We start from the raw sequence: 25,073 nt of genomic DNA, 5'->3' as shown, positions 1-25,073 counted from the left end.
ACTGTGGCATTAATTACATTGCAACAAGCGGATTTAGCCTTTGGCGATACGCCGTTATTAGATAACGCTGAATTGGTGATAGAGCCGAAAGAGCGTGTGTGTTTAGTTGGCCGAAATGGCGCCGGTAAATCCACACTATTAAAAGTATTGTGTGGTGAAATTCAGCTTGATGATGGCCGAATTGTTAAAACCAACGATTTAAAAATAGCGCGCTTAGAACAAGATCCTCCCCAAGTTGAAGGCGTGACAGCTTATGAATACGTGGCCAGTGGCATGGCTGAAGTGGGCAAAGCGGTCACGGAATACCATAAGCTTTCTCATGAGTTAGGCAATAATCCAACAGACAAGCAGTTAAATCGGTTACAGGCGCTACAAGAGCAATTGGATTTACACAATGGTTGGCTGTTGGACTCGAAAATCAACCAAACGCTAGAGTTACTCGAAATTGATCCTGATATTTCCCTCGACCAATTGTCGGGTGGTTGGCAGCGTAAAGTGGCACTGGCCAAGGCCATGGTCAGCGAGCCGGATTTGTTGTTTCTTGATGAGCCGACCAACCACTTAGACGTGGCGACTATTGAATGGCTTGAACAGTTTTTGATGAACTTTGCTGGTAGCATTGTTTTTATCAGTCACGATAGGGCGTTTATTCGCCGCTTAGCGACGCGTATTGTTGATATAGACCGTGGTAATTTGACCTCATGGCCTGGCGATTACGAGTTGTATTTAGAGCGAAAAGAAGAAGCGTTACGTGTTGAAGAAGAGCAAAACGCAGAATTTGACCGCAAACTTGCCTTAGAAGAAGTATGGATAAGACAGGGGATTAAAGCACGTCGTACCCGCAATGAAGGCCGCGTTCGCGCCCTTAAATCCATGCGTCAAGAGCGTAACGAGCGCATTAATGTGATGGGCAAAGCGAAAATTAATGTGGATGAAGCGGTACGCTCTGGCAAAATTGTCTTTGAAGCCGAACACTTGGCTTATGCGTTTGAAGATCAAAAAATCGTTAATGACTTTAGTTTTATGATCCAGCGCGGCGATAAAGTTGCATTAATAGGCCCTAATGGCTGCGGTAAAAGTACCTTGTTAAAAATCATGCTCGGCGAGCTTGACGTTCAGGGTGGAAAGCTTAAATGCGGAACTAAGTTAGAAGTGGCGTATTTTGATCAGTATCGCGATAAGCTCGATCCTGAAAAAACGGTAATGGATAATTTAGCCGAAGGAAAGCAAGAGGTTGAAGTTAATGGTAAGATGCGCCACGTGTTGGGCTACTTGCAAGACTTCTTGTTTCATCCTAAGCGTGCACGGACACCTGTTAAGGCATTATCGGGTGGGGAGAAAAACCGTTTATTATTGGCTAAAATTTTCTTGAAACCAAGTAACTTACTGATTCTCGATGAGCCAACCAATGATTTAGATGTTGAAACATTGGAACTTTTAGAAGAATTACTGGCCAACTACAAGGGCACTTTGTTGTTAGTGAGTCACGACCGTCATTTTGTTGATAATACAGCGACACATAGTTGGGTATTTAAAGGCGATGGTGAAGTTGAAGCATTTGTGGGTGGCTACGCAGACGCACGTGCAATATTAGACGCTAGATCTGCACAAGTTAAGGCAAATAAGCCCGAAATAACGGCCGAAAAAGTCGCTAGTTCAGTGGTAAGTAAACCGGCGGTAGTGAAAAAGAATAAACTGTCTTACAAGTTAAAATTAGAGCTGGAACAATTGCCTAGCTTACTTGAAACCATCGAATCAGACATGGAAGCATTGCAAAGTGAAGTAAATGATCCAGAATTTTTCAATCGTCCCAGTGATGAAACCAAAGCAAAATTATTAAAGCTAACGGAGCTAGAGCAACAACTTGAAACAGCTTTAGAGCGTTGGGAAGAATTAGAAGCATTACAAACAGGGGAATAACGCCTTAATGAACGTAAAATTATCAGCATTATCTATCGCATTAGGTTTAGCTTATGCAACTACAACGGCCGCGGCTCCGGTTAACCCTGGCGCATATTACGAAATTGAAGAAGTTGCAATTAATAAAGCCGGCGATTTTGAACAAGCTAATTTTGGCCCTTACGCGGTGGCAATTTCACCCGATGGCAGACAAGCTGCGGGTTTAACAACACGCTCTTCGATTGGTGCAATTGACTATGGCCTACACTTTACTTACGAGCGTGAATGCTATTATTCAACCACCATTTGTGAAGTGATTTATCAAGGTAGTAATAATGCTGCGCAAAGCACTTATGAAAATGCCATTCGTAAGTGGCGTTTAGATGAAACTAATGCAGCAAGTAGTTATTACAGAAGTCAATTTATTCCTTTTACTTTAGGGGCGGATTTGAATCCTAGCCGCATTGAGGTATTCGACAATGCAAATACTGGCTCAACTGATCAGGTAGTAACCGATATTTCTGATAGTGGTGAAACGGTGGGATATGGTTCGGCCAGTTATTCTACAGGTGTACCCTTTAGCCGCGATTTTACTCGCCATGCTTTTTATAAATCGGCAACGGGAGAAGTGTGTCAGTTAAAGCCAACAACAGATGTCACTCGGGGTGGTTATAGTGCCGCATACAACATCAGTGAAGTAACACTTGCAAGTGGCGAAACACGCAAATTAGTGTTTGGTCACGCCAGTGTTAACCGTCCTAATAATGAAAATGTTTATCTTGACCGCTGTTTTGCCAGTACAGCTGATGACAATAGCAGGGATTATAATGAACTGACTTATTGTCCAGGCTTCAACACCCAGCCTTGGGTGTGGGATGTGACTAACGGTTGTGAAACGGGTGAGCTTACAGGTAATGCCATGGTTGCAAACCCAACTGAGCAATGGCTAGACAAGCGCGGCGGCGATCGCAGTACGATTTATAGCGCAGCGGCATTTAATAGCGACGACAAAGGGGTGGTTGTTGGTTTTTCAACGCAAAGAATCAATAATACCGAGCGAGGCGATCGCGCTCGTGCTACTTATATCGTCCCTTCAGACACCGGTGAGTATGCTTCTAACCCAGTAGAAATTACCCAAGTAGAGCAAGGTGTTGGTGATCCAAATGATAACCTACGCCACACTTGGGCCGTTGATATTAACAATAACGGTTTGATCGTTGGCAATAGAGTGTTTGAATTAGTTAAAGGGCGTAACCGACCGACAGAGTTTTTTGTTTTTGATAAGTCAACTCAATCTGCAATTTTACCTTTAGTCGACAAAAATATCCGCACTAAACAAGATCGCGTAGGAGCAACTGATAACAACAAACCGGGTGCCAACAGTCAAGCCAGTGCAATCAATGATGCAGGTATTGTTGTCGGTTGGGCGGATGCACCGGGCGAGACACAGCCTGTTGAGTCTGGTAACCCGCGTCGCCAAGCGGCGTTTGTTTATGATGTTACAACTCAAGATGCTTGGTATCTAAACGATCTCGTTTGTACTAAAGATGCACAAGGTGTTGTTAAACAACCTTACTACCGCTTGGAAAAAGCGAAAGATATTAGCGATGATGGCACCATATTAGCAACGGGGTATCGTTATGATAATAAAGATGACTTTATCAACATGCTCAATGCCCACCCGGTAATGCTTAAGTTGAATCGTAACTTAGAAGCGGGTGATATTAACAGTCAGCCTAATTGTTATGATTCTAAAGAAGCTGAAGAGGTCGATAAACCTTTCCAACGCTCTGGTGGTAATGCATTTTGGTTACTACTACTTGGCTTGCCTTTACTTGTGATGCGTAAGTTCACAAAATAAGCAAATGGCTATCTAATAAATGAAAATGGTTTCAGCGAGTTATTAAAAACTCGCTTAAATCGATTGAAACTGGCATTGACGTACCAACAAAACTCATCTAATTCTAAATAACAAGGTATCAATTGCTTTGTGTTTTTTAAATTAGTCATAAGAGGTCGTACTCAATGAAAAGACAAAAAAGAGATCGTTTAGCGCGTGCTCATGCCAAAGGCTATCATGCTGGTGTGCTAGGCCGAGCAAAAGAAGTTTGTCCGTTTCAGCAGGTGGATGCCAGAAGCTCTTGGTTAGGAGGGTGGCGTGATGCTTATGAAGAAAGGAGTTACGGTCTCTTTATGAAATAAAAAAAGCCCCGGTTGGGGCTTTCTTATTCTGGCTGTTATAACTATCTAATTTAGAAGCTATCCGTGTCTTTGAATAAGCCCACTTTCAAATCTTTCGCAGTGTAAATAACACGGCCATCAACAGATACTTCACCATCTGCAATACCCATTACTAATTTACGCATGATGACGCGCTTCATGGTGATTTTGTATGTTACTTTTTTCGATGTTGGTAAGATTTGACCGGTGAATTTGACTTCACCTACACCAAGCGCACGTCCTTTACCTGGACCACCGCTCCAACCTAGGAAGAAGCCAACCAATTGCCACATTGCATCTAAGCCAAGACAACCCGGCATCACTGGGTCGCCAGGAAAGTGGCAGTCAAAAAACCAAAGGTCGCGATTAATGTCTAGCTCAGCGATGATTTCGCCTTTGCCGTGCTCACCGTCAGTCTCATTAATCTTTAGGATACGATCCATCATTAACATGTTATCGACTGGTAATTGGCAATTACTTTCGCCAAATAATTCGCCGCGGCCACATGCTTGTAGCTCTTCTTTAGTGTAAGCGTTCTTACCTAAATCTTTTTGAGAAGTCATAATCTCACTCATTGGTAGTTTGATATAAAAACAAAGGGGCACACTTTATATAAAAGCCTGCCGCCATGCAAGTTAGTGTCTGTGATGGTGTGCAAGAACCTGCTTTAACGGAAAATTTGTAAGCATTTTGATAGCCAAGACTCATCATCGTCATCGCGGTTACCCAGCTCTTTAATTCGGTGACGAATGGCATCATAAACAGTATCAACTTCATCAATGGCAATGCTAATGGCTTGATCAACATGGCCAATGGCGTAGATCGTTAAGCGTTTTTCCTTGACGGCCTCTAACACATCATGATCTAAACTCAGGTTGATCAAATTTGATGCTGGGATCAGCACTGTGACTGGGCTGTTTAATTTTTTTAATTGAGCGGTGCGGCAAATCGCGGCAATTTTTTCATTAATGCCGCCGACAGCCATGACATTGCCGGCTTGATCCATGGCGCCCGTCATGGCGAGATCTTGACGTGCGGGTTGTTGTGATAAAGCGGACATTAGCGCGACATAAGTGGCAACTGCTGCGCTATCGCCATCGGTATGGCTATAGCTTTGTTCAAATACAATATTAGCCGAAAAGGGGACGTGCTCTTCTTTACCAAAGACTTGGCTTAAATAGCTCTCTACTATCATCATGGCTTTGGAGTGGATATTGCCCGCCATTTCCGCTTTACGTTCAACGTCAATCACTTCTCCATCACCTAAAAATTCGGCGGCGGTGACACGAAACACTTCACCAAATTCGATGGGGTGACCATCAAGTTCAACCACTGAGAGCCCATTTATTTGGCCAACGGCGTGCCCTTGAAGTTGGATGGGGATTTGTTGCTCAACGATCGACTCGTCACTGTAACTTTGCGGTAAAATCATCGCATTTTTTTGTTGGGCAATGTATTCCGTTAGTACTGCAGGCGTAAAGTTGGCATCAATGAGCCGGCAACGGCTAAATAATTTGCTTAAGTAGCTTACGTTAAGCTGAACATAATGGCGATGTTCACGACGCGAACTGAGGTGTTGCAGCAATGCGTTAAGCGCGGCATTATCTAATGGTGCTAATTGATTATGCTCTGCTTGTAAGTTGATAAATTCACGCACCAAATGAATATTGCTAGGGGTAACTTTAACTTCGTCGGCTACTTCGGCAAATTGCTGGTTCAGGCTTGCAAACTCTGGGTCAAGCTGAGCTAATTCAGCTAACTGGCTACGACTGCCTGTCATGATTATTTTGCAATTTATATTGACTGAAGCGGGCAGTTTAGCGCCCCTAAGTTTGTCAGCTCCACGTGCATTTTGCCAATGCTGTTGTCCGGTCAACAAATAACTCTTAACTTGATACCAAAGTAATGGATTTTCCAGTAAAGGCGGCACATTTATCACTAAGTAGCCATTACGCTGTGTTAGTAATGCACCGGGGCTTAACATCAATTGTTGAGCGCCATTGAGGTAAATCTCACCGAACAAATCAGCGTCGTTAAAAGCAGTTAAAAATGTTAAATGCTGTTCAGGAATTGGACGAAGCTTACCTTCTTCAACGGAACCAAATTGATTTGTAAGCAAGGCTTTCGTCATTTCGTCGAGTTGCTTGATGTCAGCATATTCAAGTTGCTGGGGGCTTACAATCACGCCAGCCTGTTCGCCTTGATCAAATATGGCGCAGTAGGACTCTGTCTGCGGCGCTGCTGATTGAGGTAATAGCTGACGGAGGTATTCTTTGGCGGTGTTCCAATCACTGATGCAAAAAGTTAGCAACTTGTTGGGGAGCTGCTGAAAATCAGTTATTTCTCGTTGTGCAAAAGGAAATAAAGCGGTCCAGTCTGATGGTTCGTGATGAGACTCGTGTGTTATCAGGGCTGTGAAGTCAGGTTGCAACAGATCGAGTGATAAAGGATTTAACTTAGGCAAGTGGGCGTTCCGTTAAGAATAAAGCAGTCATTATAACCCGTTTAGCAAGGATAAATCGACCGCCACCTTAATCGGCTGGTATTGTTGTTAACCATAAGGATGCGGGCATTGGCGTTACTTAGCATTAATCATGATGGATTCATACCTGCAGGCTAAATTTGATGGTAGATTTTTTTATGGCGTTGTCGCTTAAAACGATGGGGTGACCATCTCAACGCTACGGGGGAAGCATTACAGGGCTATCCCATTTTGAGATAGCCCTGTGAGCGGGTTAATTAAACATCAGATAACAGTGTCTTATGAGGGCGAGCGATAAAGTTTTTAGTCTCTATATTTACCTCGTGAATTTCGACTTCCAAGGTTTGCCCTTGGGTAATCACGACCTGATCATTAATTAAAACGTGCCCCGTTTCCATGCGACATTGCAATTGATCTTTGTCTTTGTGAAGAAAGCTTGACGGAATAAATACAAATGCACCAATGTCCAGTAGCTTAACTCTGACGCCGGCACGCACAACATCGATCACTTGGCCATTAAAGACTTCGCCATTATTGGCTTTAGTGGCGAGGTACTGAGCGTATAACCATGCATTGGCGCCGTTTTCAGCCATACGCTGTTTTTTGCGTTTTTCATTAATTTGATTACCGAGATTTTCATCGAGTTCAGCTGCTGGTTGCTGGGTCAAGATACTTTTGATCTGATAGTGATTGACTAGATCGCTGTATTTACGGATTGGCGAGGTCCACGTTGCGTAAAGTGGCAGACCCATCGCAAAATGAGGCTCGCCAGCTGGCTTAAATTCGCTGTAAGCAAACATTCGGCGCAATCTGAAATCTAAGTATTGATTACCTTGGCTGCGAATTTGTCGACGAATTTGACAATATTGCTGTAAATCCGCTAACTGCTCTGCGGTCGCTTCAAAGCCTTGTTCGGCCAGTAATGCCACGGCTTCTTTGGTGCGCTCGGCTTGCAGGCCAGATTGGCAATTAAATACCCCCTGAACTTGATGCTTGGCTAATAATTGTGCTCCGCAAACATTGGCCAGTACCATGGCTTCTTCTACCATGCGATGTGCGATGCGCCTTGGCAGCGCAAGAATTTCTTCTAGCTCACCTGTGTCAGATAACACAAATTTATAATCGGGATTGTCGTCAAAGGTGAGGGCGTTTGCTTCTCGCCATGCTAGGCGCTTGGCACTACATTGTTCGAGTAATTTGAGTTGCTCGGCGATGGCTTGTTCTGGTTGCCAATCGGTGCTTGCTTGTTCAATAAAATCGGACACTTGGTTATAGCTTAACTTTGCCACAGATTGAATAATGGCCAGTTCAAATTGTGCCTCATCAGTGACATGCCCCTGACTATCAATGTTCACCTTACACACGATAGCGACCCGCTCAACCCCGGCTTTTAGTGAACATAAATCATCACTTAGCTCGCGAGGCAGCATCGGCACGTTAAAATTTGGCATGTAAATAGTAAAACCACGCTCAGCTGCAATACGCTCAAGCTGGCTTTGCTGAGGGATGAAGGCGGTTGGGTCGGCAATGGCGATAGTGAGCTGCCAACCGTTGTCACGCGTTTCAATATGAAGCGCGTCATCCATATCTTGGGTGGTTTCATTATCAATAGTAAAAAACGGTAAATGGCGGTAATCGACACGATTTGATGTGTCAACGTCAGACCAGTTTTCCGGCGGCGCCGGCGGCGTGGTGGCTAAATCAAGTTTTGCTAGTGTTACCCAGCGGCCAACATAAGGATCATCGGCCGCAGCGATTTTTTCATTCACTTGTACCGCAAAGCGCTTTTCATCTTTGAGAGGATGCTGTGTCAAACTCGCTTTTACCCAATCGCCTTCTTTTAGCCCTGTGCTTTTTAATGTTGCATGAAGCTTGGCGTTAAATGGATGTTTAAAAAGCGGATTTTCAGCAATAAATTGTAATTTACCTTTGAAATGTTTGAGCTTGCCCACAAACTCAGTGTGCTGCTGGCTGACTAATGATTCTGGCTCTGCCGTAGGCTTGTCACCATTTTCTCTAATAATGGCGCAGATTCTATCGCCATGTAACACCTTTCTCATTTCATTGGGGGGAATGAAATAGCTTTCTTTATCATCGGTTTCTAAAAAACCAAAACCACGTTCGGTGGCTTTAATGGTGCCTTCTTTTTTAGGCAGCTCTGATTGCATTTGCTGTTTTAACTGCGCGAGCAGTGGGTTATCTTGAAACATATATTTATCTACCGACGTTGAGATGAGGGCAATATAAGTGCTGAGCAGATGAAATCCAAGTGTTATCGGTTTTGTTGGTCGCCCCTGTTGCGACAACAAGGTATAATACCCCAGTTATTTTTTAAGTATTAGTTTGCGGAGCATGCCCCTTGGATTTTGAAGAATTCTCATTAGATCGTCGATTATTAACCCCGTTATCTCATCAAGGCCTCACTACGGCCACTGATATACAACGCCAAGCCATTCCGGTGGCGATGCAAGGCAAAGATATGATTGCCTCTTCAAAAACGGGGTCGGGTAAAACCTTGGCATTTTTATTGCCAGCGATGCAACGAGTTCTTAAACAACGCGCGTTAAGTAAGCGTGATGCGCGGGTGTTGATCCTGACACCTACCCGTGAGCTGGCTAAACAGGTATACGGACAACTGCGGTTATTGGTTGCGGGTACGGGCGTAAAAGCCAGTTTAATCGTGGGTGGCGAGAACTTTAATGATCAAGCTAAGCAATTATTAAAAGACCCGCAATTTATCGTTGGGACGCCTGGGCGAATTGCTGATCACCTTACCCAACGTCAGATCCACCTTAATGGGCTTGAAATGCTGATATTGGACGAAGCTGACCGGATGTTAGATCTCGGTTTCGCTGACCAGTTATTGCAAATCAACCGCGCGGCCGATCACCGTTTGCGCCAAACATTATTGTTCTCGGCTACCTTAGATAACACTGATGTCAGCAGTATTGCACAGCAATTGCTTAAAGCGCCGGTTAGGGTGTCGATAGGTGGTGCTAATGATGAGCATACTGATATTACCCAACGCTTCTATCTTTCGGATAATCTGGATCATAAAAAAGCGCTGTTAAAAGCATTACTCAGTGAAGAAAACATTACTCAAATGATAGTGTTTACTGCTACTCGTGCGGATACGCAAACATTAGCTGATTTTATTACTCAGCTTGGATTAAGCAGTGTTGCTTTGAGCGGGGATATGAATCAAGGTAACCGTAATAAAATCATGGATGGTTTTGCTCGCGGTCAGCAACAGGTGCTTGTGACCACAGATATTGCTTCCCGTGGCTTAGATTTAATCAATGTGTCACATGTGGTTAATTTTGACATGCCGAAACATGCTGAAGAGTATGTGCACCGAATTGGCCGTACAGGCAGAGCTGGCTCAAAAGGCAGTGCTATTTCTTTAGTTGGACCAAAAGATTGGGAAAACTTCCAAGCCGTCGAAGCTTATCTTAATCAGCCCATCAGTTTTGATACTGTTGCAGAACTAAAGGCCAAGTTTAGCGGCCTAAAAGTGGCTAAAAAAATCAACCAAAAAGGCGTGAGTGAGAAAAACCAACAAACACGAGCCACTAAAGTAAAAGCAAGCAGACCAAAATCAGTTAATAAGACTTATCTTAAAGGCGTTGATGTCGGTGATGCACCGATGCGGCGCAAACCAAAAGCGGAATAAGCAACCCGTATTATTAGCAGCATATATTGCTGCTTTTTTTATGCCTGTCATTCACAGTGAAGTGTAATAGTCTAAGGTTGATATATAGAAAATTAATAATAGGTTTAAGAGCTTGATCTCTATCTCGGTTCTCGCCTTATTTAGCGAAAATGATTGAGCAACTAGCCGCTTCACGTTAGGGTCATTATTCTAGCCTCTGCGCCAGTAAGGAGCCTTATTTCATGATCTCACCAGAATTCTTTAAACTACATGAAAATAATGTGGATTTATTGCTCACTATTGAGCCAGTTGCTGACATAGTCAAAGAAGAACATTTGTTAATGGCATTAGCAGCCAGCCCATATGAAAAGTTTAAGCCTAGCGCTGTTGGGTTGGCAGAAGCCGTGAAGCGATTTGCTAAACAAATGAAAAATGAAGAGAAAACGGGTGATGACAATAAGCCCGTTATCATAGCTCAACGCCTCGATGCGGTTATATCAATTGAGTTAGATAAAGAAAAAATGACGGCCTTCGCCAACGCTACAGCAGCTTGGGGTGGCAATCGATTAGATGAAGATACAGTAAAAGAAGCCCTCAGTTCGGCTGGTGTTACCTACGGTATTCGCATTAATAATATTGTTGCGCTTATCTCTACTTTAAATAAAGCACAACCCGGAAAAGTGATCCGAGCGCCGGTAGCCAAGGGATTAGCAGCTAAAAATGGCACAGACACACGGTTTGAACGCTTGGTTGAAACCTTGAAAGAGCGAATTCGTAAGCCTAAAAAGCTACAAGGTGGCAAGGTGGATATGCGCGATTTAGGCGCCCTCATCTCTGTGAGTAAAGGTAAACCTTTAATGCGTAAACATCCGCACACACTTGGCGAAGACGGCTTTAAAGTAACCGGTGATGTGATAGCCCACAAAGAGGGCAAACCTCTTGAATTTGACGTGGGAAAAAACACCGAGATAAGTAGCAAAAATCCTAATTACCTAGTGGCAACGCAAACGGGGATCCCCATTGAAATAGATCGTGGGATGATTGTCGATGATGTATTAATGATCCCCAATGTGGATGTCGGGTTTGGTCACGTTGACTTTGATGGCAGTATATTAATCAAAGGTAATATCTGTGAAGGAATGAAGGTGAGAGCCTCCGGAGATATTAATGTTGGCGGGATTGTTGAATCTGCTGATGTTGAAGCGGGCGGCGATCTGATTATCGAAAAAGGTGTAATAGGTCACCATACCGACGACGGTGATCACTACAGTTGTCACTTGACGGCTCATGGTTCGATTGAAGGTGTTTTTGCCCAATATACTAAAATCACCTGCAATGGAACGTTGCACTTTAATCATCAACTTATTCATTGTGATGTAACTTGCTTTGATAAAGTGGAAGTGTTTGATGCTGGCGGGCGCAAAGGCAGTATTCTCGGAGGTACAGTACGCGCTTTAAAAGGTGTTACCGCTGTGAATGTCGGGGCCGATGCTGGCACGCGTACGGAAATAAAAATGCTGGGGGATTTGGCAGCGAAATACTTGGAGCGAAAAGTACTTCTGCAAGAAGTTGAAGATGAAGAACAGAAGTTATTAGAAATTGGCCAGGCTGCCGCTAAAGTTGACCAATTACCTGATTCAGATAAAAAGACGACCTTAATCCACCGCTTAAGTCTCAGCAAACAGCATGAAGAAACGCGTATTCAGGATGTTAAACAGCGGATAGAAACAATAGAGACCTACATTGAAGATTACCTAACACAAGCGCGCTTAACTTGCCAAGGGCACTTATATAGTGGTGTCGTCTTCTCATTGGATGAGCACTCGTTAACAGTAGAGCGTGAGCGGCAAGCTGCGTTTGTTGCGTTACTAGATAATAAGTTACAAATATCTCCCATTAACTAAAAATTATTTGCGACTGGGGAAGAGCGAGATATCTCCCCAGTATCATTGATTTGCGTAAGGCTTTTCTCTACTATTACCTCCCAACTATTTTATCGACTGTTACCAGTCAAATTAGACACACATGTGGCGCTTGGTATGCGTCACCACTGTAACAAGGAAAGCTCATGCCTTTAATTACTCTTCCTGATGGCAGCCAACGCCAATTTGAAAATACAACCAGCGTGATGGAAATTGCACAAGATATTGGCCCCGGCCTTGCCAAAGCCTGTATTGCGGGTCGTGTTGACGGCGTATTGGTAGACGCCTGCGACCCCATTGATAAAGACGTTAATGTTTCTATTATCACCGCGAAAGACGAAGAAGGTTTAGAAATCCTTCGCCACTCTTGTGCTCACTTATTAGGTCATGCGATTAAGCAATTATGGCCAAATACCAAGATGGCAATCGGTCCGACCATTGATAATGGCTTTTATTATGACGTTGATATGGAAGAGCCGCTTAGTGAAGATGATTTAGCTAAACTTGAAAAGCGCATGCTTGAATTGGCCAAAACCAACTATGACGTGGTTAAAAAGAAAGTACCACTAGAAGAAGCGGCCGCTGTTTTTAAAGCGCGTGGTGAAGATTATAAACTCGAGATCATTGCAGGCATAGAGTCTGATGCGAAACCGGGTTTGTACCATCATGAAGAATACGTTGATATGTGTCGTGGTCCCCATGTACCGAACATGAAATTCTGTCATCACTTTAAAATTATGAAAGTGGCGGGGGCATATTGGCGTGGTAACTCTGATAATAAGATGCTGCAACGTATTTACGGTACGGCATGGGCGGATAAGAAGCAGCTAAATAGCTACTTAAAACGTTTAGAGGAAGCGGCAAAACGTGACCATCGTAAAATTGGAAAGCAATTAGATCTGTACCATATGCAAGAAGAAGCGCCAGGCATGGTGTTTTGGCACCATAACGGTTGGACCATTTTCCGCGAGCTTGAAACCTTTGTGCGTGAAAAGTTAGTTAAGTACCAATACCAAGAAGTTAAAGCGCCGCAAATTCTTGACCGTTCATTATGGGAAAAGTCAGGCCACTGGGACAAATATGCTGATGCGATGTTCTGTACCTGCAGTGAAAACCGCGAATATGCTGTTAAACCAATGAACTGTCCGGGTCATGTGCAAATTTTTAACCAAGGTTTGAAATCGTATCGTGACCTGCCGCTACGTATGGCTGAATTTGGCTCTTGTCATCGTAATGAACCGTCTGGCTCACTTCATGGCTTAATGCGTGTGCGTGGCTTCACCCAAGATGATGCACATGTGTTCTGTACTGAAGACCAAATTCTAGCGGAAGTTTCTAGTTGTATCGACATGGTGTTCGAAACCTACAAGACATTTGGTTTTACTGACATTGAAATTAAATTGTCAACGCGCCCTGAACAGCGTGTGGGTGATGATGCAGTTTGGGATAAAGCAGAGCAGGCCCTAGCCGATGCATTAAATTCTAAAAATTTAGAATTTAAGTATTTACCGGGTGAAGGGGCGTTCTATGGTCCTAAAATTGAATTCACTCTTTATGACTGTTTAGATCGTGCATGGCAATGTGGTACGGTGCAATTAGACTTCTCGATGCCGGGTCGTTTAGGTGCGTCTTATGTGGGTGAAGACAATGAACGTCATGTCCCTGTGATGATCCACCGTGCAATTTTAGGTTCACTGGAGCGTTTCATAGGGATCATTACTGAAGATTGTGCAGGCTTCTTCCCAACTTGGTTATCTCCTGTTCAAGCGGTTGTAATGAATATTACTGATAAACAAGCTGATTTTGCCCATGAAATTGTCGAAAAATTGCAAAAATCAGGCATTAGAGTGAATGCGGACTTGAGAAATGAGAAGATAGGCTTTAAAATCCGCGAGCATACATTAAAGCGTGTACCTTACATGTTGGTTATCGGCGATAAGGAAGTCGAAGCTGGCGAAGTAGCAGTAAGAACACGTAAAGGTGAGGATCTAGGTAAATTCAAACTTGACGCTATTGTTGACAAACTCAGTCAAGAGATCCGAAACCGAACTCAAATCAATTTGGAGGAATAAGCTATAAAAGGTGGAAGAAAGCCCCAACAGGCGGGCAAACTAAATCGTATTAATGACGAGATCACAGGTCTTAATGAAGTTCGTTTAGCTAATGCAGATGGCGAACCAATAGGTATTGTTTCATTCACTGAAGCACTGGCTCAAGCTGCTGAGCAGCAACTGGACCTGGTTGAGATCAGCCCTAATGCTGAGCCACCTGTCTGTCGTCTTATGGACTACGGTAAGTTTATTTACGAAAAAAGCAAATCCGCTAAAGACCAGCGGAAGAAGCAGAAACAGATCCAAGTGAAGGAAATAAAATTCCGTCCTGGAACTGACATAGGCGATTATCAGGTAAAACTGCGCAACCTGACTCGCTTCTTAGAAGAGGGTAACAAGGCCAAAATTACACTGCGTTTTCGTGGTCGTGAAATGGCACACCAAGAACTGGGCGTCGATCTACTAAACCGTATCAAAGCGGATTTAGAAGAATTGTCGGTCGTGGAGTCTTTCCCGAAAATGGAAGGTCGCCAAATGGTCATGGTACTTGGCCCTAAAAAGCGGTAATAAAGGCTCAGCAAGTAATTGAATGAGCTTGCCTAGGCAGGCTCTATTAATTCGCCTCTATTATTTTTATTCATTGAACAATGCGGAGTTCGCAATGCCAAAAATGAAAACCAACAAAGGTGCTGCAAAGCGCTTTAAGAAAACTGCTTCTGGCGGTTTCAAATGTAAACAGTCTCACCTACGTCATATCCTGACTAAGAAGAGCACCAAGCGTAAACGTCACTTACGTGCTAAAAGCATGGTAGCAGCATCTGATGTTGCTTCAGTACGTCGCATGATGCCATTCGCATAAGGGGAGATTAGAAAATGCCAAGAGTAAAACGTGGTGTCGTAGCTCGCGCTCGTCACAAGAAGGTTCTAAAACAAGCTAAAGGTTATTACGGTGCTCGTTCACGCGTATTTCGCGTAGCAGTACAAGCAGTAACTAAAGCGGGTCAATATGCTTACCGTGACCGTCGTCAACGTAAGCGTCAGTTCCGTCAACTGTGGATTGCACGTATTAACGCTGCATCTCGTCAAAACGGCCTATCTTACAGCCGTTTCATTGATGGTCTGAAAAAAGCATCTGTTGAAATCGATCGTAAGATCCTTGCCGACATCGCAGTATTTGACAAAAACACATTCGCTGTTTTAGTTGATACCGCTAAAGGTGCACTAGCTAAGTAATATTAGCTTGATAAAAAAGGAGGCCTTGCCTCCTTTTTTTGATCCCGCCAAAGCACAAATAAATAATCCCTAAAGCGACTAAAGATGAGATCTCCATCTGTATTATGATATGCTCAGAAAAAGCGCAGTTAGTCTTACTTGCTTGTCGTTGTTAGAACATGGATGTAGATTGTCTTGTTTAGATTATTAATATTAATTTGTTGGTTATTTTCGACTATTGCTGCCGCAAAAGTCCCTTCACATTCCCAAGCTATCTCACCAGCATTTAAACAGCTCAACCTCGGTACTGGTGTGCTATTTCAAGCAGACTCAGCCAGCCGGATCAATATTAAAGATTTGTTAACCGGGGAGTATCAAGATACTTGGCAAGTGAGTGACCAAGAAATTTTGAGTTTTGGCTTAGTTTCTCATCCTTATTGGTTCAAATTTGACCTTGATAATCACTCCATTACTGATGTATCAACTTTACTAGAAGTCGGGTACTCACTCACCAATATATTAGATATCTACATCGTTGAGAATAATCTACTGGCTTTTCAGTATAATCTCGGAACAGACCGTCCATTTGAGAATAAACCTTTTCCAAGTCGCGCATTTAGTGTTCCTGTAGAGATCCCTGCTGGTCGCACCATTACTGTCTATATAAAAGCAGAGAACAGTGGCTTTTTGCAGCTGCCAATGACACTTTGGGAAATGAAATGGTTTTTTAGTGAGCAACTCAATAATAAACTTCTGACCGGTATTTTAACCGGTATTTTTCTATTAATGTGCTGTTATAGCCTATTTCTGTTTATCATGCTCAAGGAAGCTAGGTTCTTCTTTTATAGTGCATTTTGTCTATGTTTTGTGACTACGCTGTGGATATTAAAAGGCTATGCCAGTATTTTCTTCTTCTCTAGCCTAAACTATTGGCACGATAACTTATTGATTATGTCGGTCGGATTATTGTGTCTCATTTTAAGTATGCTTGGCGAAGGCCTCAAACACTTCAAGCGTAACCGCGCGATCAGCTTACTTAACAAGAGCCTTTTTGGCGCGTGTGTTGCTTTAATCATTTCGCCACTCGTAGTAAATTTTCAATTTGCTTTGTATTTCTTGGCGGTAGTGGTGTCATTTATGGCGCTGAGCTCTTTAATTGAGGCTGGCTATTACTGGATCCGGGGCAATAATTTAGCCCGACTATTTGCAACGTCTTGGTTGCTGTTTATTTTAGGAATGGGCTTATTATTGCTAAACCGCTTCGCCGTCATTCCTCGAAATGATTTTACCGAGCAATTTGTCGCGGGCTCTGCTTTTCTTGGCTTGATTTTCTTAGCGTTGGCTTTAGCTCATCGTACCTCTCAAGAGAAGCAACAAAAGAATGATGCACAAGCACAAGCAGATATTAGTAACGCACGTTATTTTGATATTTTCCAAAATGCCCCCGAAGGCTTATTTACCAGTACCTTGTCAGGTGAGGCCTTATCGGCTAACGCGGCACTTTGTGCCAGTTTTGGCTATAAAGATTTTGAAGATTTGCAAGCCAACTATGGCGGCGACATGTCGCGATTTTATCATCATGAGAATAGTCGCGATAACCTGATCACTGAAATGCTGGAAACCGGCTTTGTCAATAATGTAGAAATCAAAGTCGTACGAGTCGATGGCAGCATTTTCTGGGCGCTATTAAACCTACGCTTATCTAACTTTTATCATAATGAAGACCGTATTATAGACGGCTCTATTGTCGATATCACGCAGCGAAAGAAGCAGGAGTTGCGATTGCGCTATATGGCGCAGCATGACCAATTAACCGGTTTATTTAATCGCCGTAAATTTGAAGAATGTGTCACCCAGGTGATCGCCGGCGAGCAGGATGGACACGGGAAAAACATCATTTTCTATCTAGACTTAGACCAGTTTAAGGTGGTTAATGATACTTGTGGTCACAGTGTGGGTGATAAATTATTACAAAGTTTAACTCGTCTATTAGTTGCAGAGATTCCCAAAGACCAAGTTTTAGCGCGTTTGGGAGGGGATGAGTTTGGCGTTATGCTTACAAATGCCTTTATCAACGATGCTATTGAGCTAGCAGAGCGACTTCGCTGCGTGGTACAAGATTATCGCTTTGTATGGGGAGACCAAGTATTTAGCTTAGGCATAAGCATTGGTATTGTTGCCATCGAGCCCAATATGAAGTCGTTTGCTGAAGTGCTAAGCCTTGCCGATACAGCTTGTTATACGGCTAAAGAGCAGGGCCGTAACCGCATTTACTTTTACTCTGAAACCAACAGTATGGTTAGTCGCTATCAGCAAGAAATGGGTTGGGTATCAAAACTAAATGATGCATTGGCCCATGATTTATTCGAACTTGCATTCCAAACTATTAAGCCATTAACGACAAAATCAACTGGCGATCATTTTGAAGTATTACTCCGGTTACGTGACGAGCACGGCGATCTGATTGCTCCGGGTGAGTTCTTACCCGCTGCTGAGACATATAACTTGATTGCCGCAATTGATAAATGGGTGGTTGAACACTTCTTTATTTGGTTGAATAAACATCCCGAGGTTTATCAGGATATTGAAAAAGCCAGTATCAATCTATGTGGCCAATCCATGGCCGATCGTGATGTTAAAAATCATATTCTGCACTGTTTTGACAAATACCAAATTGCGCCTGAAAAAATTTGCTTTGAAGTCACCGAAGGCCAAGCCATTCGTGACATCGATCGAACCTTATCTTTTATGGAAACTTTCAGAGAGTTAGGTTGCAGTTTTGCACTTGACGATTTTGGTGTCGGCTTTTGTTCATACTCCTACCTTAAACGTTTGCCGATAGATTATTTGAAGATTGATGGCTCATTTGTGCGTGATATTTTAGCCGATGAAACGGATTTCGCGATGGTACGCTCTTTCTCAGAATTGGCTAAAGCCGTTGGGGTTAAGACTATTGCTGAATATGTAGAAAGCGACTCGATTGAAGAAAAGCTGAGCTTAATTGGCATTGACTATGTACAGGGGTTTGGTATCGCTAAGCCGCGTTTATTGGAAGAGAAAACATGGACTAAAACTCATTTAAAACTCAATGGATAAAAGCGAAAATGTTAAATCTTATTAAGCCAAAGGTTAAAAGGCTGAAAATCTGACACATCCTCCCCCCATTGTCTGTGCTTTACGGTTAAGAAAGTCGATCATTACTAGCTATATCAAGCAGTTTTCAGTAGTATTTCCCCCCTATAATCCATAAGCAGCTTAGGGTGACGAGGGACAAATGCAACACCTTGATGAACTGATAGCAACCGCTATAAAAGCGATTGAAACCGTAACTGATGCGGCAGAATTAGACCAGATCCGCGTAGAATATTTGGGTAAAAAAGGCATCATGACCGAGCAAATGAAATTGCTAGGATCACTGCCTAATGACCAAAAGCCTGCAGCAGGCCAAGCCATTAATCAGGCCAAACAAGCCATTCAGCAAGCCCTCAGTCAACGTAAAAGTAGTATTGAGCTGGCAGCATTAAATGAAAAACTAGCCGCTGAGAAAATCGATGTAAGCCTGCCTGGTCGTGCTAATTTGCCAGGTAATATTCATCCCGTGACGCGCACCATCGATCGCATTTGTGAATTTTTCGGTGAGCTTGGCTTTGAAGTTAAAACAGGCCCTGAGGTAGAAGATGACTACCACAACTTTGATGCGCTAAATATTCCGGCACATCATCCCGCGCGTGCAGATCATGACACATTTTACTTCAACCCGAAGTTGGTACTGCGTACGCAAACTTCAGGTGTGCAAATTCGCACCATGGAAGTTGAAAAACCGCCAATCCGTATTATTTCGCCCGGACGCGTGTACCGTAATGATTACGACCAAACGCACACGCCAATGTTTCACCAAGTTGAAGGTCTCTTAGTGACTGAAAATGCAAGCTTTGCTGAATTGAAAGGCATTTTGCATGATTTTTTACGTAACTTTTTTGAAGAAGACCTACAAGTGCGCTTCCGTCCTTCTTATTTCCCATTCACAGAGCCTTCTGCAGAAGTAGATGTACTCGGTAAAAATGGTTGGTTAGAAATTTTAGGCTGCGGCATGGTACATCCAAATGTACTTAAATCTGTTGGCATTGATCCAGAAGTTTACTCTGGCTTTGCTTTTGGTATCGGGGTTGAGCGACTAACCATGTTGCGCTATGGCGTGAACGATTTACGTTCATTCTTTGAAAACGACCTGCGTTTTTTGAAACAGTTTAAGTAACAGATAAAGGGAAAATCATGAAATTCAGTGAATCCTGGTTAAGAGAGTGGGTAAACCCAGCCATCGATACCGACGCGCTTTCAGAGCAAATTACCATGGCAGGCCTAGAAGTAGACGGCGTTGAGCCGGTGGCCAAATCTTTTACTAATGTCGTTGTTGGCCACGTGGTTGAATGTGGTAAACACCCAGAGGCAGATAAACTGCAAGTCACTAAAATTGATGTTGGTGACGCAGAGCTTATTGATATCGTATGTGGCGCAGCAAATTGCCGTCAAGGACTTAAGGTAGCAGTAGCCAAAGTAGGTGCGGTATTACCGGGCGATTTTAAAATTAAGAAAGCTAAGCTTCGTGGTCAACCATCAATGGGCATGCTTTGCTCGTTGTCTGAGTTAGGCATGGCAGAGTCAGCTGATGGCATTCTTGAGCTTCCTAGCGATGCGCCAATCGGCACGTGTGTACGTGAGTACCTCGCTCTTGAAGATGTGACAATTGATGTTGATTTGACGCCTAACCGCGCCGATTGTTTAGGCATTAAAGGCCTTGCTCGCGAAGTAGGGGTGTTAAATAACCTAGATGTGACAGTGCCGAGTTGGCAAGAAGCTCCCGTCACCATTGAAGATAGTCGCGATGTTGAACTGGTTAATCCTGAAGCTTGTCCGCGTTACCTAGGACGTGTCATTAAAGGTATTAACTTAGCGGCAGAAACGCCACTTTGGATGGTGGAAAAATTACGTCGTTGTGGTGTACGCAGTATCGACCCTGTGGTTGATATTACCAACTTCGTCCTACTTGAATTTGGTCACCCGATGCATGCGTTTGATCTGGCAAAGATTGACGGCGGTATTAAAGTACGCCTTGCCAACGAAGGTGAATCGCTGACTCTACTCGATGGCAACGAAGTTGAGCTTAACAATGAAACCTTAGTCATTGCTGACAACAGTAAAGCGTTGGCCATGGCCGGTATCTTTGGTGGACTCGATTCTGGTGTGACCAGCGAAACGGCTGACATCTTTTTAGAAAGTGCATTTTTTGCACCACTGGCCATTACCGGTCGAGCGCGTCACTATGGTTTGCACACCGATGCATCGCACCGTTATGAACGTGGGGTTGATCCTGAACTACAAGCTCAAGCTATGTCCCGAGCGACAGCACTAATAGCTGATATCTGCGGCGGTGAAGTCGGTCCAGTAGTGGAAGCGGTAAGTGAAGCGCACTTGCCTAAGCCAACACAAATTACACTGCGCCGGGCAAAATTAGACAAAATCATTGGTATTCATATTAATGATCAAACGGTTGGTGAAATACTCGGACGCCTAGGCTTTAGTGTGGAAGAGCAAGGTTCTGATTGGTTAGTTTCGACGCCGACATACCGCTTTGATATGGCCATTGAAGAAGACCTAATTGAAGAAGTTGCGCGTGTTTTCGGTTACAACAGTATTCCGAACAAGGCGCCAATCGGCGATTTGTCAATGGCAACTCATCACGAAGCTAAGCTACCACTCGCACGCTTGCGCGATACTTTAGTTGGTTTAGATTACCAAGAAGCGATTACTTATAGCTTTGTTGACCCAAGCCGCCAAGCGCTACTATTTCCTGAGTCAGATCCGTTAATCCTGCCTAATCCGATCTCGACAGAGATGTCGGCGATGCGTGTTAGCTTGTGGACGGGGTTACTGGATGCAGTGGCATATAACCAAAGTCGTCAACAAAACCGGGTTCGCTTATTTGAATCTGGCTTGCGTTTTACTAAAGACGAGAGCGCAGAAAATGGTGTGTTACAACAGCCTATGCTTGCTGGTGTGATCACGGGGAAAGCCCATGACGAGCACTGGGATCTGCCATCACGTCCGGCAGACTTCTTTGACCTTAAAGGTGACTTAGAAGCAATACTGGAACTAACAGTCGATCGTGACCGTTTTAGTTTTGAGCCTACCGAGCACAGTGCGCTGCATCCTGGTCAAGCGGCTGCGATATATCGCGATGGCGTTTTAGTCGGTTTCATCGGCGCTATTCACCCACAATTTGAGAAAAAATTGGGCCTAAATGGTAGAACGATAGTTTTTGAACTAGAGTTAGATAAAGTTGTTAATCGTCAACTACCTGCGGCTAAGCCTGTTTCTAAGTATCCTGCGAACAGCCGAGATATCGCTTTAGTGGTAGAAGAAACAGTCGAATCGGGTAAAATTATAAAATTTATCCAAAAAATTGGCGGGAATCAGTTAGTTGGCGTAAACTTATTCGATGTGTACCAGGGTAAGGGTATCGAGGAGGGCTTTAAGAGCCTAGCCATTAATTTGGTACTTCAAGATACTGCGCGCACTCTGGAGGAGAAAGAGATAGCCGACGCGGTTGAGTCAATCGTTGTTGCGGTTAAATCAGAGTTTAACGCTTCCTTGAGGGATTAATCTATGGCGCTAACAAAAGCCGAGATTGCAGAACGTCTTTTTACTGACGTAGGTCTAAGTAAACGCGGTTCAAAAGAGATGGTTGAATCATTCTTTGAAGAAATCCGTAAATCACTTGAATCGGGCGAACAAGTTAAAATATCCGGTTTTGGTAATTTTGACCTTCGCGACAAAAATGAACGACCAGGGAGAAACCCAAAAACGGGCGAAGATATACCAATATCAGCACGCCGTGTGGTAACTTTCAGACCTGGACAAAAGTTAAAATCTCGAGTTGAAGATAGTCAGTCAGAGAATTAATAAACAAAACCGCCTTCGGGCGGTTTTGTTTTTCTAGTTTGATTTCTTGATTGACGGCGCGTGGTGCTAATTTACATTGAGTACAGTGCCAAAGTGCAACCGTTTGATCACACTACGACCATAGTGTGATGTTAATTTTGAATTTTTGTTGCTAATTTGTGGCCAATTGAATAAACATGGTATTCCTTACATGCCGCAAGCTGATCTGAAAAACTGTCAAAATATTGTGATTTTAACCGGAGCGGGTATTTCCGCTGAGTCAGGCATAAGAACGTTTCGTGCCAAAGATGGCTTATGGGAAAACCATGATCTAAATGATGTGGCAACGCCTGAAGGATTTAAACGCAACCCGCAATTAGTAAACGATTTTTACAACCAACGCCGGGCACAATTACAACAACCCTATATCCAACCTAATCCTGCCCATCTTGCTTTGGCTAAGCTCGCTGACGAGTTTAACGGCGAGGTCACATTAGTGACGCAAAATATCGATGATTTACATGAGCGAGCGGGCGCCTATCAGGTAATTCATATGCATGGTGAGCTACTTAAAGTGCGCTGCCCTAATACGAACCAAACCCTAGAATGGAAAGGTGACTTATCCGTTGATGATATGTGCACTTGTTGTCAGTTCCCTGAGCCAATGCGTCCACATGTAGTTTGGTTTGGTGAAATGCCACTGTATCTCGACCGTATTTACAGTCAGCTATCGCAAACTGACTTGTTTATTTCTATTGGCACTTCAGGCAGTGTTTATCCCGCGGCAGGTTTTGTCCATGAAGCCGCCAGTCAAGGTGCTCACACCATTGAGATTAATCTTGAACCTAGTGAAATTAGTACTCAATTCAAAGAGCTTCGTCAAGGTACTGCTGGAGTATTAGTACCGCAGCTGGTTGAGGAGATTTTAACGGCGGTTAGAATAACCTAAGTGAGTTCAGCCTAGTAAAGGGCTTGAAAACCTTTTACTGGGCAATATTGCTTCATTTTAGTCATTGCTATCAACAGTAATACAATAATATCCCTCAATAATGCGATTTCCCTTTCACATCTTCAGCACAACCTCTTAAAATGTCTACTCATGCATTAATAGTGGTTAGGTAATGAGCGAACAAGATAAACCAACACAGCTGCAAATCGGCGGTAATTTAACGAACTCTTTAACGCAAGGCTTTAAGTTAGATCTTAAAAGTGTCTTTGCTGAATCTTTTCAATTAACGTTAAAAAACTTTTCAACACTACTGTTGGCAGGATTAGCTGCTGTAGGTTTCATGATGCTAGTCGCCAGTGTACTGGTTCATGGCGGTGAATTACTTGGCTTCATTAAAGAAGTTGTCGATGAAGAGGGCAATCCAGTTATTTTTACGAAAGAAATGGTCACGATTGCGCTTTTAATGTCCGTTTTTGTTATCCCATCGCTGATTGCTGGCTTTACGATGATGAGTATTAATCACGTCGTCGGTCTTAAAAGTAAACCTTTGATGGTGTTTGATTTCTTTAAGTATTTTGGTCCCTTAGCGATTGCTTTTGCCGTGCCCAATATGCTTTCGATGTTATTTATGAACTTGGGGCTTGGTTTATTTGCCTATTTCCCATCAATTTATATCAGCGCGATTTTTTCACTGGTTATTCCGTTAATGATAGAGCGCAAGATATCGGTGCTTCAAGCTGTTCCTTTATCTATTAGAGTGGTCCATAAGGGACTGATGCAATTATTTATCATTCATGCTGTCATCAACTTACTAATGGTCGTGGCAGTGATGACGGTGGTTGGCTTAGCCTTTGTGATCCCATTCGCGTTTACGCTGCAGGCATTAATCTATCGTGAGGTTTGTGGTATCCGCTTGAGTATTGAGGTTGCAAAAGATAAGGGAGAGTTCAGTGCGTAAATTATTGGTCGTGAGCACTTTATTGTTGCTATCTCAGGCCGCGCTTGCGGCTGAATCAAAAATACCCTACGGCGACTTTTACAAGCGCTTAGCTGTGGTAGAAAAACAAGGCTTAACACAAGTATCACCGGCATTTTTTTTGCTTAAACCCGATGGCAGTGGCCCTTGTATTTTACACAATGCTTATTTAGAAACTAATTCGCAAACAATAGCGGTAGAGCAGACCAGTAATGGCGAGTTAATGTTGCCGTTGGACGCACAGTTAAAACAAAACAAGGCAGAGTTGGTGATGGATTTTGATGGTGAGCCAAACTGCGCTATGTCGATTCAAACTAAGCTGGTTAAGCCAACAGCTCAAATAAGCAATATTGCAGATCTATTGGCGGTTGCGAACGAACTCGATAGCTTAATGAAGGGCCATGCTGGCTTTTGGGGCAAACTGTTCTTACCTGATTTTAATGGTATTAGCTTACAATTGCGTAAGGATTTAAATATTAACTCAGTGGTTATCGCTGGGAATAAATTTAACGTTGTGAATCATCAAGTCAACTTGAGTAACGAATGGCTACGCGGGCAGGGTGAGAAGCCGCTCGATCTCACATTTCAAGTCATCGACATTAAGCCTTGGTTGGCCAATTAACCTAATCTACAAACTGGAACTTTGACCTGGTCAACTGAATTCGGTCACCCTAGTTAAGTTCGTTAAGCTACTTCTTTTACCGACTTATCCATACGTTCAAATTCATTAGGACTTTGATAATTTAGGTATGAATGCATCCGCTGGCTGTT

At 43.4% G+C, this 25,073-nt stretch carries 19 protein-coding genes; 16 read left to right on the top strand and 3 right to left on the bottom strand.

The features are described 5' to 3' along the window. Positions 1–3 precede the first annotated feature (3 nt). The 3 genes from uup to rmf all read left to right on the top strand — a co-directional run bounded on the left by uup (position 4) and on the right by rmf (position 4,101). On the top strand, positions 4–1,920 hold the full coding sequence (gene uup, locus K6Y31_RS10310) for an ATP-binding cassette ATPase Uup (RefSeq protein WP_233052701.1): 1,917 nt from the start codon (positions 4–6) through the stop codon (positions 1,918–1,920). Between the two features lie 7 nt (positions 1,921–1,927). Next, entirely contained in the window at positions 1,928–3,760 is a 1,833-nt protein-coding gene (locus K6Y31_RS10305) for a DUF3466 family protein (protein ID WP_233052700.1), read from the top strand. A gap of 164 nt (positions 3,761–3,924) precedes the next feature. Further along, positions 3,925–4,101 carry a ribosome modulation factor gene (gene rmf / locus K6Y31_RS10300; RefSeq protein ID WP_233052699.1) on the top strand — a complete coding sequence of 59 codons (177 nt, stop codon included), beginning with the start codon at positions 3,925–3,927 and terminating at the stop codon, positions 4,099–4,101. 50 nt (positions 4,102–4,151) lie between these two features. On the opposite strand, the gene fabA is transcribed toward rmf, so the two are convergent. The 3 genes from fabA to K6Y31_RS10285 form a co-directional block, all read right to left on the bottom strand. Beyond that, positions 4,152–4,682 (bottom strand): bifunctional 3-hydroxydecanoyl-ACP dehydratase/trans-2-decenoyl-ACP isomerase, encoded by a 531-nt coding sequence (gene fabA / locus K6Y31_RS10295; RefSeq protein ID WP_233052698.1) that lies wholly within the window; start codon positions 4,680–4,682, stop codon positions 4,152–4,154. A 104-nt stretch (positions 4,683–4,786) separates the two neighbouring features. After that, positions 4,787–6,583 (bottom strand): S16 family serine protease, encoded by a 1,797-nt coding sequence (locus K6Y31_RS10290; RefSeq protein WP_233052697.1) that lies wholly within the window; start codon positions 6,581–6,583, stop codon positions 4,787–4,789. A 275-nt stretch (positions 6,584–6,858) separates the two neighbouring features. Then, entirely contained in the window at positions 6,859–8,811 is a 1,953-nt protein-coding gene (locus K6Y31_RS10285; protein WP_233052696.1) for an exoribonuclease II, read from the bottom strand. A 149-nt stretch (positions 8,812–8,960) separates the two neighbouring features. Here K6Y31_RS10285 and K6Y31_RS10280 point away from each other — a divergent pair, with 149 nt between their 5' ends. The 13 genes from K6Y31_RS10280 (at position 8,961) to K6Y31_RS10220 (ending at position 24,924) form a co-directional block, all read left to right on the top strand. Next, positions 8,961–10,274 (top strand): DEAD/DEAH box helicase, encoded by a 1,314-nt coding sequence (locus K6Y31_RS10280; RefSeq protein WP_233052695.1) that lies wholly within the window; start codon positions 8,961–8,963, stop codon positions 10,272–10,274. A 221-nt stretch (positions 10,275–10,495) separates the two neighbouring features. Next, positions 10,496–12,157 (top strand): flagellar assembly protein A, encoded by a 1,662-nt coding sequence (locus K6Y31_RS10275; RefSeq protein ID WP_233052694.1) that lies wholly within the window; start codon positions 10,496–10,498, stop codon positions 12,155–12,157. A gap of 164 nt (positions 12,158–12,321) precedes the next feature. Continuing rightward, positions 12,322–14,247, top strand: coding sequence for a threonine--tRNA ligase (gene thrS, locus K6Y31_RS10270; RefSeq protein ID WP_233052693.1), 1,926 nt, complete (start codon positions 12,322–12,324; stop codon positions 14,245–14,247). 3 nt (positions 14,248–14,250) lie between these two features. Next, on the top strand, positions 14,251–14,793 hold the full coding sequence (infC, locus tag K6Y31_RS10265; protein WP_233052799.1) for a translation initiation factor IF-3: 543 nt from the start codon (positions 14,251–14,253) through the stop codon (positions 14,791–14,793). Between the two features lie 94 nt (positions 14,794–14,887). Further along, positions 14,888–15,085, top strand: a complete 198-nt coding sequence (rpmI, locus tag K6Y31_RS10260; RefSeq protein WP_232801215.1) for a 50S ribosomal protein L35 — start codon at positions 14,888–14,890, stop codon at positions 15,083–15,085. Positions 15,086–15,099: 14 nt separating this feature from the next. After that, positions 15,100–15,459 (top strand): 50S ribosomal protein L20, encoded by a 360-nt coding sequence (rplT, locus tag K6Y31_RS10255; RefSeq protein ID WP_232801214.1) that lies wholly within the window; start codon positions 15,100–15,102, stop codon positions 15,457–15,459. Positions 15,460–15,633: 174 nt separating this feature from the next. After that, entirely contained in the window at positions 15,634–18,534 is a 2,901-nt protein-coding gene (locus tag K6Y31_RS10250; protein ID WP_233052692.1) for an EAL domain-containing protein, read from the top strand. A gap of 178 nt (positions 18,535–18,712) precedes the next feature. Further along, on the top strand, positions 18,713–19,693 hold the full coding sequence (gene pheS / locus K6Y31_RS10245) for a phenylalanine--tRNA ligase subunit alpha (RefSeq protein WP_233052691.1): 981 nt from the start codon (positions 18,713–18,715) through the stop codon (positions 19,691–19,693). 17 nt (positions 19,694–19,710) lie between these two features. Beyond that, positions 19,711–22,098, top strand: coding sequence for a phenylalanine--tRNA ligase subunit beta (gene pheT / locus K6Y31_RS10240; RefSeq protein WP_233052690.1), 2,388 nt, complete (start codon positions 19,711–19,713; stop codon positions 22,096–22,098). A gap of 3 nt (positions 22,099–22,101) precedes the next feature. Then, positions 22,102–22,398 carry an integration host factor subunit alpha gene (gene ihfA, locus K6Y31_RS10235; protein ID WP_233052689.1) on the top strand — a complete coding sequence of 99 codons (297 nt, stop codon included), beginning with the start codon at positions 22,102–22,104 and terminating at the stop codon, positions 22,396–22,398. A gap of 190 nt (positions 22,399–22,588) precedes the next feature. Then, the gene (gene cobB / locus K6Y31_RS10230) at positions 22,589–23,326 is read left to right on the top strand and encodes a Sir2 family NAD+-dependent deacetylase (protein ID WP_233052688.1); all 738 of its coding nucleotides are present in this window, start codon (positions 22,589–22,591) and stop codon (positions 23,324–23,326) included. A gap of 172 nt (positions 23,327–23,498) precedes the next feature. Further along, complete coding sequence (locus K6Y31_RS10225) at positions 23,499–24,284, top strand: DUF2189 domain-containing protein (RefSeq protein ID WP_233052687.1); 786 nt, start codon at positions 23,499–23,501, stop codon at positions 24,282–24,284. Continuing rightward, positions 24,277–24,924 carry a DUF2987 domain-containing protein gene (locus tag K6Y31_RS10220; RefSeq protein WP_233052686.1) on the top strand — a complete coding sequence of 216 codons (648 nt, stop codon included), beginning with the start codon at positions 24,277–24,279 and terminating at the stop codon, positions 24,922–24,924. The genes K6Y31_RS10225 and K6Y31_RS10220 overlap by 8 nt, the downstream gene beginning before the upstream one ends. Positions 24,925–25,073 lie beyond the last annotated feature (149 nt).

Origin of the sequence: Motilimonas cestriensis, assembly GCF_021295315.1 — a bacterium.
GTDB classification, from domain to species: domain Bacteria; phylum Pseudomonadota; class Gammaproteobacteria; order Enterobacterales; family CBDFNC01; genus Motilimonas; species Motilimonas cestriensis.
Note: the sequence above shows the minus strand (reverse complement) of the source record. Positions and strands in the feature narration are given on the sequence as shown.

Excerpts from the sequence above, each read along its gene's own strand:
- K6Y31_RS10305 (WP_233052700.1), top strand. The coding sequence starts at position 1,928 with ATGAACGTAAAATTATCAGCATTATCTATCGCATTAGGTTTAGCTTAT.
- rmf (WP_233052699.1), top strand. The coding sequence starts at position 3,925 with ATGAAAAGACAAAAAAGAGATCGTTTAGCGCGTGCTCATGCCAAAGGC.
- fabA (WP_233052698.1), bottom strand. The coding sequence starts at position 4,682 with ATGACTTCTCAAAAAGATTTAGGTAAGAACGCTTACACTAAAGAAGAG.
- K6Y31_RS10285 (WP_233052696.1), bottom strand. The coding sequence starts at position 8,811 with ATGTTTCAAGATAACCCACTGCTCGCGCAGTTAAAACAGCAAATGCAA.
- K6Y31_RS10275 (WP_233052694.1), top strand. The coding sequence starts at position 10,496 with ATGATCTCACCAGAATTCTTTAAACTACATGAAAATAATGTGGATTTA.
- thrS (WP_233052693.1), top strand. The coding sequence starts at position 12,322 with ATGCCTTTAATTACTCTTCCTGATGGCAGCCAACGCCAATTTGAAAAT.
- rpmI (WP_232801215.1), top strand. The coding sequence starts at position 14,888 with ATGCCAAAAATGAAAACCAACAAAGGTGCTGCAAAGCGCTTTAAGAAA.
- rplT (WP_232801214.1), top strand. The coding sequence starts at position 15,100 with ATGCCAAGAGTAAAACGTGGTGTCGTAGCTCGCGCTCGTCACAAGAAG.
- pheS (WP_233052691.1), top strand. The coding sequence starts at position 18,713 with ATGCAACACCTTGATGAACTGATAGCAACCGCTATAAAAGCGATTGAA.
- pheT (WP_233052690.1), top strand. The coding sequence starts at position 19,711 with ATGAAATTCAGTGAATCCTGGTTAAGAGAGTGGGTAAACCCAGCCATC.
- ihfA (WP_233052689.1), top strand. The coding sequence starts at position 22,102 with ATGGCGCTAACAAAAGCCGAGATTGCAGAACGTCTTTTTACTGACGTA.
- cobB (WP_233052688.1), top strand. The coding sequence starts at position 22,589 with ATGCCGCAAGCTGATCTGAAAAACTGTCAAAATATTGTGATTTTAACC.
- K6Y31_RS10225 (WP_233052687.1), top strand. The coding sequence starts at position 23,499 with ATGAGCGAACAAGATAAACCAACACAGCTGCAAATCGGCGGTAATTTA.